Source organism: Methylobacterium sp. Leaf93 (assembly GCF_001422345.1).
Lineage (GTDB): Bacteria > Pseudomonadota > Alphaproteobacteria > Rhizobiales > Beijerinckiaceae > Methylobacterium > Methylobacterium bullatum.
The window spans coordinates 234506-248277 of the sequence record NZ_LMMS01000026.1; the positions used below are offsets into that span (position 1 = coordinate 234506).

Sequence of the window (13772 nt, forward strand, 5' to 3'; positions counted from 1 at the left end):
AAGGAGACGACCGCATGAGGGCCGATCCGTCCCCGCTGCCGCCCGACCCCCGGCACGATTGGTCCCGTCTCGACCGGGTAGCGCGCGATGCTGCCTACGACAACAACGCGGCGGTGCCCGATGCCGCCGCCCAGGCCGCCGCGCGCAACGCGGCCTCCGCCGCCTACCGCGCCGCGCATCCGGGCGCCCTCGACATCCCCTATGCGTCGGCGCCGCGCACGGCCCTCGACCTCTATCCGGCGAAAAACCCGGCGGCGCCCTGCCTCGTCTTCATCCATGGCGGCTATTGGCAGCGCAATTCCCGTGACCTGTTCGCCTGCTTCGCCGAAGGCCCCGCCGCCGCCGGCTGGTCCGTGGCGATGCCCGGCCACACCCTTGCCCCCGAGGCGAGCCTGACCCGGATCGTCCAGGAGATCGGCTTGTGCCTCGACTGGCTGGCCGAGCACGGGCCGGCGCACGGCCTCGGTGGCCCGCTGGTCCTCGCCGGCTGGTCGGCGGGGGCGCATCTCGCCGCGATGCAGCTCCATCACCCGGCCGTGGTCGCGGGGCTCGCCATCTCGGGCGTCTACGAACTCGGGCCCATCCGCGACACCGGGCTGAACGATGCTCTCTCCCTTACCGATGCGGAGGTTGCGGCCTTGTCGCCCCTGCGCCTGCCGGTGGTGGGGAAACCCCTGGCCATTGCTTATGGCAGCGCCGAGCGCCCGGCCCTCGTCCACGACGCCCGCGACTTCCATGCCCTGCGCAGCGCACACCACGCGCCGGGGCCGCTCGTCCCCGTGGCGGGGGCCGAACATTTCTCGATCTTGAACGAACTGCGTCGTCCCGGCGGCGTGCTGGTTCGCGCCGCCATCGATCTCATCGACGGGAGACACGCATGAGCGACGCGAAAGGCCTCACCGAAGGGGTCGGCGCCCGCCTGCCCCGCAAGGAAGACGACCGCCTGATGCGCGGGCGCGGGCAATATGTCGGCGACCTGCGCCTGCCCGGCCTGCAGGACGTGGCCTTCGTCCGCAGCCCCCTGGCCCATGCCCGCATCCGGGCGATCCACGTACCGGAGGCGTTTCGCGCGCAGGTGTTCACCGCGGCCGACCTGACCGGCGTGCAGCCGATCCGGGCCGTTTCGGGGCTCGCCGGCTTCAAGGTCTCCGAGCAGCCGGTCCTCGCCAGGGACAAGGTCCGGCAGGTCGGCGAATTGCTGGCGATCTGCCTCGCGCCGACGCGGGCGCAAGCCGAGGACATCGCCGCCGCCGTTGTCCTCGACTTGGAGGAGCTTCCGGCCGTGCACGACATGCTCGCCGCCCGCGAGCCCGGCTCCGCCCTGGTCCACGAGCATTGGGGCGACAACGTTTTTCTTGAGACCCTGGTCGACGTGAACTTCACTTCGGCGCTCGACGCTCCGATCAAGGTCTCGCGCACCATCTCCACCGGACGCCAGTGCATGGCGCCCATCGAGGGGCGGGGCACGGTGGTGCATCTCGACCACCGCATGGACCAGCTCGTGGTCCACACGGCGAGCCAGATGCCGCACATCGTGCGCAACGGCCTCTCCGAATGTCTCGGCATCGAGCAGGGGCGCCTGCGCATCGTCTCTCCCGATGTGGGCGGCGGCTTCGGCTACAAGGCGATCCTGCTCGCCGAGGATGTCTGCCTCGCCTGGCTCGCGCTCCGCGTCGGCCACCCCGTGCGCTGGCTGGAAGACCGGCGCGAGCACCTCACCGCCAACGCCAATTGCCGCGAGCACCATTACCGCATCACCGCCTATGCGGAGCGGGACGGCACCCTCCGGGGCATCGATTGCGAGGCCACGGTCGATTCCGGTGCCTACTCGGCCTACCCGTTCTCCGCCTGCCTGGAGGCCGCGCAGGTGGCCAGCATCCTGCCCGGCCCCTACGACTTCCCGGCCTATCGCTGCCGGACCTGGTCGGTGGCCACCAACAAATGCCCGATCCTGCCCTATCGCGGGGTCGCCCGGACCGGCGTGTGCTTTGCCATGGAACTGATCCTCGACGCGGTGGCGGCCGAGGCGGGCATCGAACCCTGGACGGTGCGCGAGAAGAACCTCGTGCGGGCCGAGCAGATGCCCTTCGACAACATCACCGCCAAGCATTTCGACAGCGGCGACTACCCGCAAGCGTTGAGACGCGCCCTCGCCGCCATCGACGTCGAGGCCGTACGGGCGCGCCAGCGGATTCCCGAGGCCGACGGGCGCCGCATCGGCCTCGGACTCTCGATCTATTGCGAGCAGGCGGCGCACGGCACCTCGGTCTATTCCGGCTGGGGCATCCCCATGGTGCCGGGCCACGAGCAGGCCGGCGCGCGGCTCACCCCCGATGGCGGCCTCGAACTCCGGATCGGCGCCCATTCCCACGGGCAGGGATTGGAGACGACCCTGGCGCAGGTGGCGCACGAAATCCTCGGCGTGCCGGTGGCCCGCACGCGCCTCGTCCATGGCGACACCGCGATGACGCCGTATTCCACCGGTTCCTGGGGATCGCGCGTCATGGTGATGGCGGGCGGCGCCGTGGCGTCGGCCTGCCGCGAGCTCAGCTTGCGGGCGCTCCGCATCGGGGCGCACCTGCTCCAGGCCGACCCGGCGGACTGCCGCTTCGAGGCGGGTCGCGTCGTCGGCCCCTCGGGCGATGTCGGCCTCGCCCAGATCGCCCACACCTGGTACCGGAGCCCGCAGGATCTCGCCCTCGATGTCGATCCGGGCGGCCTCGAAGTCACCGCCGGCTACAAGCCGCAACGCGATTCCGGCACCTTCTCCTACGCCGCCCATGCGGCCCTCGTCGCCGTGGACCCCGATTTAGGGGCGGTGGAAATCCTCGACTACGTCATCGTCGAGGATGGCGGCACCCTCGTGAACCCGCTGTTGGTGGACGGCCAGATCTATGGCGGCCTGGCGCAGGGGATCGGCACGGCCCTCTACGAGGAGATGCGCTTCGATTCCCGGGGCCAGCCCCTCGCCTCCACCTTTGCCGACTACCTCCTGCCCGGACCGGCGGAGGTGCCCGAACCCCGCATCGACCACATGGAGACCCCCTCCCCCTACACGCAGTTCGGCGTGAAGGGGATCGGCGAGGGCGGGGCCATCGCGCCCCCGGCCGCGCTCGCCAACGCCATCAATGACGCCCTGCGCCCGCTGGGCGTGGCGATGCTGCATTCGCCGGTGAGCCAGCATCGGATCGTCGAGGCCGTCTTGGAGGCCCGTGACGTGGCCACTGCCCGCAGCCGGGAGGCCGCATGAAACCCGCCCGCTTCGCCTATGAGCGCCCCGGCGATCTGCCCGCCCTGCTCGCCCGGCTCGCCACCGCCGAGGGCAGCGTGAAGCTGATGGCCGGGGGGCAATCCCTCGGACCGATGCTGAACCTGCGCCTCGTCGAACCCGACCTCGTCCTCGACATCACGGGCATCCCCGAGCTGCGCCGGGCGTCCGTCGAAGGCGAGACCCTGGTGCTCGGCGCCTGCATCACCCACGCGGATATCGAGGACGGGCGTGTCCCCGACGTCACCGGCGGCGCCATGGCGCGGGTGGCGATGGCCATCGCCTACCGGCCGGTGCGCAATCGCGGCACGATCGGCGGCTCGCTCGTCCATGCCGATCCGGCCGCCGACTGGGTGACGTCGCTGATCGCCCTCGGCGCCGAGGTCGAGCTGGCCTCGACATCCGGTCGCCGCCGGCTGGCCCTGGAGGACTTCGTCACCGGCGCCCTCGACGTGGCCCTGGCGCCCGGTGAGATGCTGGTCGCCGTACGGATTCCCGCCCTCCCTCCCGGCATCGCCTGGGGCTACGTCAAGCATTGCTCCAAGATCGGGGAGTTCGCCCACGCCATCGGGGCCGTGCGGATCGAGCCCCATGCCGGGCGCAGTCGCGTGGTGATCGGCGCCATCGAGCGTGCGCCCCTCGTGATCCCGGACGCATCCGACCTGTTCGGCGGCCGGATCGGACCCGACTTCGCCGAACGCTTCGATGCCCGGGCCGCCGATGCGCGCCTGCGCGGGGCCGGGATGACCGACGCCGTCGACCGCCACGTCCACGTCACCGTTCTGGCGCGCGCCATCGCGCAGGCGGCTGCCGCGCCGCCCTCCCTCACACGCACAGTCGGCGAGGCCGCATGAGCACCGCATCGTTCGCCCTCCGCGACGAGAGCCCGCCCCTCGCCCTCACCGTCAACGGCCGGGCGCGCAGCCTGCGGGCCGAGCCGCGCACCCATCTCGCCGACGTCCTGCGCGACACCCTCGACCTCACCGGGACCCATCTCGGCTGCGAGCACGGAATCTGCGGCGCCTGCACGGTGCTCCTCGACGGCGAGCCGGCGCGGGCCTGCCTGACCTTCTCCGGCGCCTGCGCGGGCGCCGAGGTGACCACCATCGAAGGGCTAGACGATGACCCGGTCGCCGGTGAGTTGCGGGCGGCGTTCAACCGCGAGCACGCCCTTCAGTGCGGTTACTGCACGCCCGGCATGCTCATCGCCGCTCGCGACCTCGTCCTGCGCCTGCCAGATGCCGACGAGCGCCGCATCCGCGCCGGCCTCTCGGGCAATCTGTGCCGCTGCACAGGCTATGTCGGCATCGTCCGGGCGGTGCGCGGCGTCATCGCCGAGCGCCGGGCCCGTGGCATCGCGCCGACGACCGGCGGACAGCGCGGCCTCGGCCCCGTCGGCGCACGCCTCGGCACGCCGTCCGGCCCGGCATCGGAGGCGGCCCGCACGCCCCTGCGGCCCGTCGCGCAGACGGAGGCCGCGCCGTCGAGCGCCGATCTCGACGGCGATTTCGTGCCCGCCCACCGGTTCGGCCAGTCCTTCACCGTGGCGCACCCGCCCGACACCGTCTTCGCCCTGTTCGGCGACGTGGAGGCCGTGGCCGCCTGCCTGCCCGGCGCCATGCTGACGGGCCAGCCGACTCTGGACGCCGTCGAGGGCGCGCTGCAGGTGCGGATCGGGCCGATCGCCGCGCGCTTTCGCGGTCGCGCCCGGATCTTTCGCGATGAGGCGGCCCGCACGGGACGCATCCTCGGCGCCGGCAGCGACGCGGGCGGACGCTCCGCCACGCAGGGCGAGATCCGCTACCGCGTCGGACCGGGCGAGACCCCCGGTACCGCCCGGATCGATCTCGCCGTCGGCTACACCCTTAAGGGGCCGTTGGCGCAGTTCGGGCGGCCGGGGCTCGTGCGCGACCTCGCCGGGCGCCTCGGGGCCGACTTCGCCGCGAACCTCGAAGCCCGGCTCTCCGGTGCGCCGGCCCCGGCCGCAACGGGCCTCAACCCCCTGCGCCTGCTCCTCACGATGCTGACGACTTCCCTGCGCCGGCGCCTCGCCGCATGGGGCCGCCGTTCCTGACCGTCGCCTCCTGCCCGCGATCCTGCCAAAGACCGGAGACCACCATGACGCGCAGCCACACGATCCCCGCTCTGACCCTCGCCTTCGTCCTGTCGGCGGGGGTGGCCCACGCGCAGGCCATCCGGATCGGCGTCAACGAGCCCCTGACCGGACCCTTTGCGGCGTCGGGAACCTACGTGGTCAATGGCGCCAGGATCGCCGCCGACGAGATCAACGCCAAGGGTGGCGTGCTGGGCAAGAAGCTCGAACTCGTCGTCGAGGACAACAAGAGCAACCCCACAGAAGCGGCGGCGGTGGCCGAAAAACTCATCACCAGCGACAAGACCCCGGTGCTCATGGGCGCCTGGGGTTCGAGCCTGACCCTCGCGGTGATGCCCAAGCTCGCCGATTACGAGACTGCGATGCTGGTGGAGACCTCGTCGTCCGGCAAGATCACCACCTCGGGCAACCCGTACGTCTTCCGCATCTCGCCGCCCTCGGCCCTGGAAGCCGAGGCCTTCGCGCCGATGGTTGAGAAGCTTGGGCTGAAGAAGGTCGATTTCCTGGCCATCAACAACGACTGGGGCCGGGGGGCTGCGGCCGATTTTGGCAAGATGCTCAAAGGCAAGGGTGTCACGCTCGGCCTCGTGGAGACCATGGACCAGGGCGCGCAGGACATGAGCGCCCAGCTCTCCAAGCTGAAGGGTTCGGATGCCGACACGCTTCTGATCACGGCCGCCGTCGATCAGCTGACGCTTCTGTTCAAGCAGATGGCGGCGCTCGGCCTCAAGAAGCGGATCATCACCACCGGCGGCTCCCAGAATCCGGACCAGATCATCGCCCAGGCGGGTGCTGCCGCCGAGGGGACGATGCATCTCACCACCTTCCTGCCCTGGTACCCAGAGAAGACCCCGAACCCGGCGGCCACCGCCTATTTCATCGGCGAGTGGAAGAAGCGCGGCTTCGAGTTCGCCGGCGTCACCGAGAGCTTCCGGGGCTACGACGGCATCCGCGCCATCGCGGCGGCCATCGAGAAGGGGGGCGCCCCTGATGCGGCCTCGATCAAGAAGGGCTTCTGGTCGGTCGATTTCACCGGCCTCAACGGACAGATCCGCTTCGCCAAGGCCGGCCCCTCCGGGTCCGAGAGCGGCCAGAGCAAGCCGGACGTCTATCTCGTCAAGATCGACGGCGGGAAGGTCGTGATGCCCGAATTCTAGCCGAGCGCAAGCCTCCCGGCGGACCCATGACCGGGGCCGCCGGACCTATCCGTCGCACCGGCGAGGCCTCGATGACCGAATTCCTGCAGCACCTCCTCAACACCCTGGTTCTGGGGGGCACCTACGCCCTCCTCGGTATCGGGCTGACCCTGATCTTCGGCATCATGAATGTGGTGAACTTCACCCACGGGGCGCTCTACACGGTGGGCGCCTACGTCATGTACCTCGCCGTCACCGCCCTCGGGCTCGGCTTCTTCGCCGCCCTGCCGACCGCGATCCTCGGCGGCCTGCTGCTCGGCGCAATCCTCGACCTCGTGCTGCTGCGGCCCTTACGGGGCGCGGACATGGATACGACCATGCTGGTGATGATCGGGGCCGGGATCGTCCTGCAATCGGGCACGCTCTGGCTCTTCGGCGGCGTCGCCAAATCGATCCCCACGCCGTTCCCGGATGCGCCGCTCCAGTTGGGGGCCGTCTCCGTGTCGTGGCTGCGGCTGTTCGTGCTGGGTGCGGCCCTCGCGCTGATCGGCCTGACCTACTGGCTCATCAACCGGACCCGCCTCGGTCTGGCCATGCGGGCCACCTTCCAGGACCACGACACCGCCTCGCTGATGGGGGTCAACGTACGGCTCATCTACACCGCGACCTTCGCCATCGGATCGAGCCTCGCGGCGGCGGCGGGCGCACTCCTCGGGCCGGTCTACGTGGTGTTCCCGCAGATGGGCGGCATGGCGGAGCTGAAGGCTTTCGCCATCGTGATTCTCGGCGGGCTCGGCAACGTCACCGGGGCGGCCATCGGTGGCTTCATCCTGGCACTCGCCGAGGAACTGGGCGCCGGCTACATCTCGTCGGGCTACCGGGACGCCATGGGCTTCCTGATCATCATCGCGGTGCTGATCTTCAAGCCGACGGGCCTCTTCGCCAAGGCGGAGCGCATCGGATGACCCGGCACCTTCCCGCTCTCGCCCTGCTGGCGGCTCTCGTCGCCCTGCCCTTCGCGCTGGGCCACAATCCCTACCTGCTCAACGCGCTGATCACGACGGGCATCGTGACCATCGCCGCCATGAGCCTGAACCTGCTCCTCGGCTTCACCGGGCAGCTCAGCCTCGGGCATATCGCCTTCTTCGGCATCGGCGCCTATGTCAGCGCGCTGACCAGCCTCGGCTTAGACGTGGAGCTGCTCTGGGGCCTTCGCGTCGTACACGAGCCCTGGCCGCCGGTGGTGGGGTTCGGCCTCGCCGTGCTGGCGACGGCCGCCTGCGGCTACCTCGTCGGCCGCCTCTCCTTCCGGGTGCGGGGCGCCTATTTCGTCATCGTGACGATCTCCTTCGCCGAGGTGGTGCGGCTCGTGGCCCTCAACTGGGTGGAGCTGACTCAGGGCCCCCTGGCGCTGACGGGTATTCCGCCGTTCACCCTCTGGCTCCCCGGCCTCGGCTCCGTCACCCTGCGGACGAAGCTGCAGAACTACTACCTCGTCCTCGTGGTCGGCACGCTCTGCTACGGGCTCATCGTGCGCCTCGTCCGTTCGCGCTTCGGCCGGGCCATGCGGGGCCTGAAGGAGAACGAGTCCCTCGCCCTCTCGGTCGGCATCAACGCCACCCGGACCCTGACTCTCGCGGCGGTGATCTCGGCGGCGATGGCGGGGGCGGCCGGCAGCCTCTACGCCCATTACCTCCGCATTATCGACCCCGACGTGTTCCTGTTCTCCACCACGGTGACCATGGTCATCATGGTGGTGGGTGGCGGCAAGGGCACGCTGCTCGGCCCCGTCGTCGGCGGCCTGATTTTCGGCCTGCTTCCCGTCGCCCTGCGGCCGGTCATGGTGCCCGAGGCGCAGTGGATGGTGTTCGGTCTCGTGCTGATCGTGATCCAGTTCGTCATGCCCCGGGGCATCGTGCCGGGCGTCGCCCGGCTCGCCACGCGCCGCCGCGCTTCGGAACCCGCCCGCGTTCCCGTGGAGGTCAGGCCATGAGCGAGATCCGCGCTCCCATCCTGTCGGTGGACCATGTCGGCGTGCGCTTCGGCGGCCTTGTCGCCATCGCCGACCTGCATTTCGACGTCCATCCCGGCGAGATCGTCAGCCTGATCGGCCCGAACGGGGCCGGCAAGACGACGGCCTTCAACGTGATGACGGGCTTCCTGAAGCCCAGCCAGGGTCAGGTCCGGTTCCGCGGCACCAGCCTTCAGGGGTTGCAGCCGCACGAGATCGTCCGGCTCGGCCTGAGCCGGACGTTCCAGCGCACGAGCGTGTTCCCCGACGACACCGTGTTCGACAACGTGATGATCGGCCTCCATCGCCGGGGCCGCGCGCGGCTGGTCGACACCCTGCTCGGGCGGGACCGCGCCGGCGAGGCCGCTCTCCGGGACCAGGCCCGTGAGCTCCTCGACTGGATCGGACTTGCCGGCCGGGCTCAGGACAAGGCCGGGTCCCTGGCCTATGGCGAACAGCGCCTCGTCGGAGTCGCGCTGGCGCTCGCCACCGAGCCGGCGATGCTGCTCCTCGACGAGCCGGTCTCCGGTATGAACGCCTCCGAGACCCAGGTCTTCGTGCGCCTGATCCGCTCGATCCGCGAGCGCGGCGTCACCATCCTGCTCGTCGAGCACGACATGCCGATGGTCATGGAGGTCTCCGACCGGATTGTGGTGTTGAACTATGGCCGCCTCATCGCCGAGGGGCCGCCGGCGGCGATCCGTGCCGATCCGGCCGTGATCGAAGCCTATCTTGGGCAGGGCAGTGCCGCCCGCGAAGCCGCACAGGCCGCCAAGGAGGCGATCGATGCTTGAGATCCGCGATCTCGTCTGCGGCTACGGCGCGGTGACGGCCCTCAAGGGACTCTCCCTGACAGTCGAAGAAGGGCAGCTCGTGGCCCTGGTGGGCGCCAACGGCGCCGGCAAATCGACGACGCTCCGGGCCGTCTCCGGCCTGATCCCGGCGCGCTCGGGCAGCATCCACTTCGACGGGCGGGACATCACCGGCACCGACCCGCGCAAGGTGCTGGCCCAGGGCATCGCCCATTGCCCGGAGGGGCGGCGGGTATTCCCGCAGATGAGCGTCGCCGAGAACCTCGCCATGGGCGCCTACCTGCGGCGCGATCCGGCCGGAATCTCCGCCGATCTCGCGCGCATCTACGGCGAGTTCCCGCGCCTCGCCGAGCGCCGCAATCAGGCCGCCGGCACCCTCTCGGGGGGCGAGCAGCAGATGCTGGCCATCGGCCGCGCGCTGATGTCCCGCCCCCGCCTCGTCCTGTTCGACGAGCCTTCGCTGGGCCTTGCCCCCAACATCGTCGAGCGCATGTTCGCCGTCATCCGGGCGATCTGCGATACCGGCACCACGGTCCTCCTGGTGGAGCAGAACGCCTTCGCGGCCCTGGAACTCTGCGACTACGCCTACCTGCTGGAGACCGGCCGGATCGTGCTGGCGGGACAAGGCTCGACGCTGATCGCGGACCCGCATGTGCGCCAAGCCTATCTCGGTGGCTGACAGCGGGCGTTGGGTTCACGTCTGCCGTATCGAGGCGCTCGCCGGCCGTGCGATCATCCCGGTCTTCGTGGCTGGCCGTCATCTCGTGCTCGTGCAGGACGGCGACGGGATCTTCGCCGCGGAACGGGCCTGCCCGCATGAGGGGGCGGATCTCGCCCTGGGCCATTGCTCCGGAGGGCGCCTGTTCTGCCCGCGGCACCTGGCATGGTTCGCGCTCGCGAACGGTGCCGTCTCGGCGGGATGGTCCTTCCGCGCTCTTCGCACCTACCCGACCCGCAGGGAGGGGGGCGATATCCAGGTTCGGATCGAGGCCCGGGGATGAGGGTGCCGAAAGGAGGCGGGTAGGTGACGAAACATTGGGTTCTGACAGGTCTGCGGCCAAGGTGATATCGTTGCGCTGGCCGGGACTGGCTCAGCAAATTTCGCAAAAGTGGTCACCGGTTCTGCTGCGTCCCAAAAAGGCGCGTCGGTCGCGGGAGGGAGCTTCGTGCTCGGCCCGGCACTGTTGACATGCTCGCCGATGTCGCCGTCCGCGACGGTTGCGGTGCCGAGCACCGGACGGTCCTCATGTGGCCCGGACGAACGGCCAGGGAGCCACGCCGCGCGGCGGACACATGTCCTCACCGGTTGTTGGTGTAGGGTCATGTCATCTCGACCGACAAAGGGGCATCCTATGAGACTGATCGGGGCTCTCTGCTTGGGAGGCGTCATCGCTATGAGTGGGCTTATCCAGCAGGCATCGGCGGGTGACGCAGAACTGCCCGGTTATTCCGAGGGGGCTCAGGTCGTTCGCGTCGAAGGAAGCCGAGTCCAGGTCGACCAGATCAGCGGTGTGATCTATTCCCAGATCCGTTCGATGCGTGCGGTCAGACAATTGCGCATGTCGCTGCTCGTGCCGCGCACCAGCGACAAGAAGCCTGCGATCGTCTATTTCCCGGGTGGCGGATTCATCTCTGCCGACTATGAGAAATACTTCGAGATGCGCTCGGCGTTGGCCGCGGCCGGCTTCGTCGTGGCCGCCGCCGAGTATCGCGTCGTCCCCGACAGGTTTCCGGCTCTCTTGCAGGACGGCAAGGCGGCCGTGCGCTACCTGCGGGCTCATGCGGCCGAATATGGCATCGACCCGGCCCGGATCGGCGTGCTCGGCGATTCGGCCGGGGGGTATCTCTCGCAGATGGTCGGCGTCACCGGTGGAGAGAAAGCCTTCGACAAGGGCGATCATCTCGATCAGTCCTCCGATGTGCAGGCGGCGGTGACCCTTTACGGTATCTCGAACCTCCTCAATATCGGCGAGGGATTTTCTCCGGCGGTTCAGCTCATGCACCAATCGCCCGCGGTGACCGAAGCGCTTCTGGTCAACGGACCGGCCTTTCGCGACTTCGCCGGTGCTTCGATCTCGGCCGATCCCGCAAAGGCGCTGGCGGCAAGTCCCATGGGTCATCTCGGCGGCAACGAGCCGCCCTTCCTGATCATGCACGGCACCGCCGACACGCTCGTCTCACCGGTACAGAGCAAGCAGTTGTTCGAGGCCCTGCGGGCGAAGGGCAGCAAGGCGGAGTATGTGCTGGTCGAGGGAGCGAACCACGGCGACCTGCCCTGGTTTCAGCAGCCCGTGATCGATCGGGTCGTCGCCTGGTTCAAGGCGACGCTCGGTGGCCCCATCGCGGGCGCCGGCGGCAAGACCGATCCCAGATCCGATCTCTGACCGCCCCCCGGCCACGGTACCCTCGTTGCAGCTTATCTTTCGATGGGACGGCAGTTGCGGCGAAGCGTCGGAACTCTATCTCGACGACCATAGCTATCGGTGAGGTGATGCGATGTTGATGACCACACGCAAGCCGGCCACGGTGGGCGAAATCCTGACGGAAGAGTTCATGCAGCCGCTTGGCCTCACACAGGCGGTACTGGCCGACGCAATGGGCGTCCAGCGCAAGCATGTGAACGAACTCTGCAACGACCGGCGCAACGTCACGGCTGCGACTGCGCTCATTCTCGCGCGGGTGTTCGGCAACAGCCCTGACTTCTGGCTGAACACGCAGCGTCGCAGCGATCTCTGGAGCGTCATGAACTCACCCGACCAGCGGGCACGGATAGACCGGGCCAGACCCCTGACAAAGGCGGCATAAACAGGACGCGATCCTGCCGGTTCGTTCTGCCACTCTCGACTTGCCGTCGCGCGATGTCGGTTGGCCTTGCACAGAGGAACGGGGACCGCCGGCCGCATGGGAACCCGACCCCGGCCCCCGCGCTTGCCCTCACGAGCCGGCATTCCGCCCGGCCGAGGAGACCGCCATGTCGAGCGACACCGAGAAACATCAGGCTCTCCTGGCCGCATTGAAAGCCGCCCAGGGCAAGGGTGACGGATCGTTCGAGCAGGCCGTCACGCAAGCCTTCGCGCATGTCTTCGAGCATCTCGAGCGCCTGAACGCCGTTAGCGGTCCCGATGAAGGACGCGCGCTTCATGCCGGTGAGTCCCCGACCCTGCGGTAGGTCCGCGCCCATCGTGGGCAGCGAGGTTCTCAGCTGCCCGGGTCGATGACCGTGCGGACCTGTTCCAGCAAAGACGGACGGAGCGCCAGCGGTCCGTCGAAGGGGCGTTCGTGCATCGCCACGACGCCCAGCGTGATCACCATCGCCAGACCGAAGACGGCCAGCGTCACGGCCTGCGACGAGGGTCGCTTGGTGTGGATCGCGGCGATGACCAGCAGGGTCAGGGCCAGGAGCGCGAGCAGGGTCGCCTACTTGCTGTCGTCCCCCTCCACCTCGCTGAGGGCGAGCCGTTCGCTACGGGCGGTTTGCAGGGCGAGGGTGGCGGCCAGGAGAGCGGAGTGATTGGCTCGTCCGACGACGATGTCGATATTCGGCGCCACCACGGCCTGGAGCAGCCGGCCGAACGCCAGATCCGCCTTCGATGATGCCTTTCCGCCATTGGCCATCGCCGGCCATTCTTCGACCACGATGGTCTCGCTGTACTCCGCGAGCATCATGCGGATATCCGGCAATTCCTTCGACACGCACCGGCTCAGGTTGAATACGGCCCGCGCCTGAGCGCTCTCCGTCTGGACGACGCGGGAGGCTTGCCTCTGGCGCTCCCACGCATCGTTGGCGACGAAGCCCGTCAGGAGTGAGGCACCCGGTGCTCACGATCCTACGGGCCATGTCGGCGCGAACTTCGGGCCCGCCGGTTATAACCCCGTCACGCTCTCGGAAAGAACGCCGCGATGCCCTCGTTCCGGCGCCGAGGATCGCCGTCGGCACTTGCGCTCGTGCTGCGGTGCACCATCTTTAAACCATCCAACGAGATGGTAAGGGGATGGTTTCGATGTCGGATACGGTTCGTGAGCTTCGTCCCAAAGCGCCCGACAGCGAGAAGCTGACCCTCAATCTCGGCTTCGTCGATCTCGGCCAGATCGATCTCCTGGTTCGGGACGGGTTCTATGCCAACCGTGCCGACTTCATCCGCACGGCCGTGCGCAATCAGCTCGACCGTCAGAGCGACGCGGTGAAGCAATCGGTCGCCCGCAAACAGCTCAGCCTCGGGCTGTCCCACTACACCGTCCGCGATCTCGAAGCCGCCAGGGATGCGGGGACGCCGCTTCATATTCAGGTGCTCGGCCTTGCCAGCATCGCGTTCGACGTGACGCCGGAGCTGGCCCGACAGGCCATCGCCTCGGTGCAGGTTCTCGGGGCCTTCCAGGCCAGTCCCGGAGTCAAGGCGGCCTTGGCCGACCGCATTGCCTGACCCTTCACCAT

Annotated in this window: 16 protein-coding genes; 14 read left to right on the plus strand and 2 right to left on the minus strand. The window is 69.1% G+C overall.

What is annotated here, in order from left to right:
• Positions 1-14 precede the first annotated feature (14 nt).
• The 13 genes from ASF26_RS14825 to ASF26_RS14885 all read left to right on the plus strand — a co-directional run bounded on the left by ASF26_RS14825 (position 15) and on the right by ASF26_RS14885 (position 12509).
• The gene (locus ASF26_RS14825; RefSeq protein ID WP_056255426.1) at positions 15-881 is read left to right on the plus strand and encodes an alpha/beta hydrolase; all 867 of its coding nucleotides are present in this window, start codon (positions 15-17) and stop codon (positions 879-881) included.
• Positions 878-3250 carry a xanthine dehydrogenase family protein molybdopterin-binding subunit gene (locus tag ASF26_RS14830; RefSeq protein WP_056255428.1) on the plus strand — a complete coding sequence of 791 codons (2373 nt, stop codon included), beginning with the start codon at positions 878-880 and terminating at the stop codon, positions 3248-3250. Before ASF26_RS14825 ends, ASF26_RS14830 begins: the two co-directional genes overlap by 4 nt.
• Positions 3247-4122 (plus strand): FAD binding domain-containing protein, encoded by an 876-nt coding sequence (locus ASF26_RS14835; RefSeq protein ID WP_056255429.1) that lies wholly within the window; start codon positions 3247-3249, stop codon positions 4120-4122. Before ASF26_RS14830 ends, ASF26_RS14835 begins: the two co-directional genes overlap by 4 nt.
• Complete coding sequence (locus tag ASF26_RS14840; protein ID WP_056255431.1) at positions 4119-5342, plus strand: 2Fe-2S iron-sulfur cluster-binding protein; 1224 nt, start codon at positions 4119-4121, stop codon at positions 5340-5342. The genes ASF26_RS14835 and ASF26_RS14840 overlap by 4 nt, the downstream gene beginning before the upstream one ends.
• 44 nt (positions 5343-5386) lie before the next feature.
• The gene (locus ASF26_RS14845) at positions 5387-6538 is read left to right on the plus strand and encodes an ABC transporter substrate-binding protein (RefSeq protein WP_056255813.1); all 1152 of its coding nucleotides are present in this window, start codon (positions 5387-5389) and stop codon (positions 6536-6538) included.
• A gap of 71 nt (positions 6539-6609) precedes the next feature.
• Positions 6610-7482, plus strand: a complete 873-nt coding sequence (locus ASF26_RS14850) for a branched-chain amino acid ABC transporter permease (protein WP_056255814.1) — start codon at positions 6610-6612, stop codon at positions 7480-7482.
• Complete coding sequence (locus ASF26_RS14855) at positions 7479-8510, plus strand: branched-chain amino acid ABC transporter permease (protein WP_056255433.1); 1032 nt, start codon at positions 7479-7481, stop codon at positions 8508-8510. Before ASF26_RS14850 ends, ASF26_RS14855 begins: the two co-directional genes overlap by 4 nt.
• Positions 8507-9322, plus strand: a complete 816-nt coding sequence (locus tag ASF26_RS14860) for an ABC transporter ATP-binding protein (protein ID WP_200925940.1) — start codon at positions 8507-8509, stop codon at positions 9320-9322. Before ASF26_RS14855 ends, ASF26_RS14860 begins: the two co-directional genes overlap by 4 nt.
• On the plus strand, positions 9315-10019 hold the full coding sequence (locus ASF26_RS14865; protein ID WP_056255436.1) for an ABC transporter ATP-binding protein: 705 nt from the start codon (positions 9315-9317) through the stop codon (positions 10017-10019). The genes ASF26_RS14860 and ASF26_RS14865 overlap by 8 nt, the downstream gene beginning before the upstream one ends.
• Complete coding sequence (locus ASF26_RS14870; RefSeq protein WP_056255438.1) at positions 9991-10341, plus strand: Rieske (2Fe-2S) protein; 351 nt, start codon at positions 9991-9993, stop codon at positions 10339-10341. Before ASF26_RS14865 ends, ASF26_RS14870 begins: the two co-directional genes overlap by 29 nt.
• A 375-nt stretch (positions 10342-10716) precedes the next feature.
• Positions 10717-11724 (plus strand): alpha/beta hydrolase, encoded by a 1008-nt coding sequence (locus tag ASF26_RS14875; RefSeq protein WP_244475941.1) that lies wholly within the window; start codon positions 10717-10719, stop codon positions 11722-11724.
• Between the two features lie 112 nt (positions 11725-11836).
• A complete protein-coding gene (locus ASF26_RS14880; RefSeq protein ID WP_056255445.1) occupies positions 11837-12145 on the plus strand; it encodes a HigA family addiction module antitoxin in 309 nt (102 codons plus the stop codon).
• Between the two features lie 166 nt (positions 12146-12311).
• Complete coding sequence (locus ASF26_RS14885; RefSeq protein WP_056255447.1) at positions 12312-12509, plus strand: hypothetical protein; 198 nt, start codon at positions 12312-12314, stop codon at positions 12507-12509.
• A gap of 29 nt (positions 12510-12538) precedes the next feature.
• On the opposite strand, the gene ASF26_RS23480 is transcribed toward ASF26_RS14885, so the two are convergent.
• Both ASF26_RS23480 and ASF26_RS23760 read right to left on the minus strand, forming a co-directional pair.
• The gene (locus ASF26_RS23480) at positions 12539-12679 is read right to left on the minus strand and encodes a hypothetical protein (protein WP_244475942.1); all 141 of its coding nucleotides are present in this window, start codon (positions 12677-12679) and stop codon (positions 12539-12541) included.
• Between the two features lie 78 nt (positions 12680-12757).
• Positions 12758-13006 carry a hypothetical protein gene (locus tag ASF26_RS23760; protein WP_348271092.1) on the minus strand — a complete coding sequence of 83 codons (249 nt, stop codon included), beginning with the start codon at positions 13004-13006 and terminating at the stop codon, positions 12758-12760.
• Positions 13007-13341: 335 nt separating this feature from the next.
• Between ASF26_RS23760 and ASF26_RS14895 the strand changes: the two genes are divergently transcribed.
• On the plus strand, positions 13342-13761 hold the full coding sequence (locus ASF26_RS14895) for a hypothetical protein (RefSeq protein WP_056255816.1): 420 nt from the start codon (positions 13342-13344) through the stop codon (positions 13759-13761).
• Positions 13762-13772 lie beyond the last annotated feature (11 nt).

Excerpts from the sequence above, each read along its gene's own strand:
- ASF26_RS14860 (WP_200925940.1), top strand. The coding sequence starts at position 8,507 with ATGAGCGAGATCCGCGCTCCCATCCTGTCGGTGGACCATGTCGGCGTG.
- ASF26_RS14845 (WP_056255813.1), top strand. The coding sequence starts at position 5,387 with ATGACGCGCAGCCACACGATCCCCGCTCTGACCCTCGCCTTCGTCCTG.
- ASF26_RS14835 (WP_056255429.1), top strand. The coding sequence starts at position 3,247 with ATGAAACCCGCCCGCTTCGCCTATGAGCGCCCCGGCGATCTGCCCGCC.
- ASF26_RS14885 (WP_056255447.1), top strand. The coding sequence starts at position 12,312 with ATGTCGAGCGACACCGAGAAACATCAGGCTCTCCTGGCCGCATTGAAA.
- ASF26_RS14825 (WP_056255426.1), top strand. The coding sequence starts at position 15 with ATGAGGGCCGATCCGTCCCCGCTGCCGCCCGACCCCCGGCACGATTGG.
- ASF26_RS14865 (WP_056255436.1), top strand. The coding sequence starts at position 9,315 with ATGCTTGAGATCCGCGATCTCGTCTGCGGCTACGGCGCGGTGACGGCC.
- ASF26_RS14830 (WP_056255428.1), top strand. The coding sequence starts at position 878 with ATGAGCGACGCGAAAGGCCTCACCGAAGGGGTCGGCGCCCGCCTGCCC.
- ASF26_RS14895 (WP_056255816.1), top strand. The coding sequence starts at position 13,342 with ATGTCGGATACGGTTCGTGAGCTTCGTCCCAAAGCGCCCGACAGCGAG.
- ASF26_RS14840 (WP_056255431.1), top strand. The coding sequence starts at position 4,119 with ATGAGCACCGCATCGTTCGCCCTCCGCGACGAGAGCCCGCCCCTCGCC.
- ASF26_RS14870 (WP_056255438.1), top strand. The coding sequence starts at position 9,991 with ATGTGCGCCAAGCCTATCTCGGTGGCTGACAGCGGGCGTTGGGTTCAC.
- ASF26_RS14850 (WP_056255814.1), top strand. The coding sequence starts at position 6,610 with ATGACCGAATTCCTGCAGCACCTCCTCAACACCCTGGTTCTGGGGGGC.
- ASF26_RS14855 (WP_056255433.1), top strand. The coding sequence starts at position 7,479 with ATGACCCGGCACCTTCCCGCTCTCGCCCTGCTGGCGGCTCTCGTCGCC.
- ASF26_RS14880 (WP_056255445.1), top strand. The coding sequence starts at position 11,837 with ATGTTGATGACCACACGCAAGCCGGCCACGGTGGGCGAAATCCTGACG.
- ASF26_RS23760 (WP_348271092.1), bottom strand. The coding sequence starts at position 13,006 with ATGATGCTCGCGGAGTACAGCGAGACCATCGTGGTCGAAGAATGGCCG.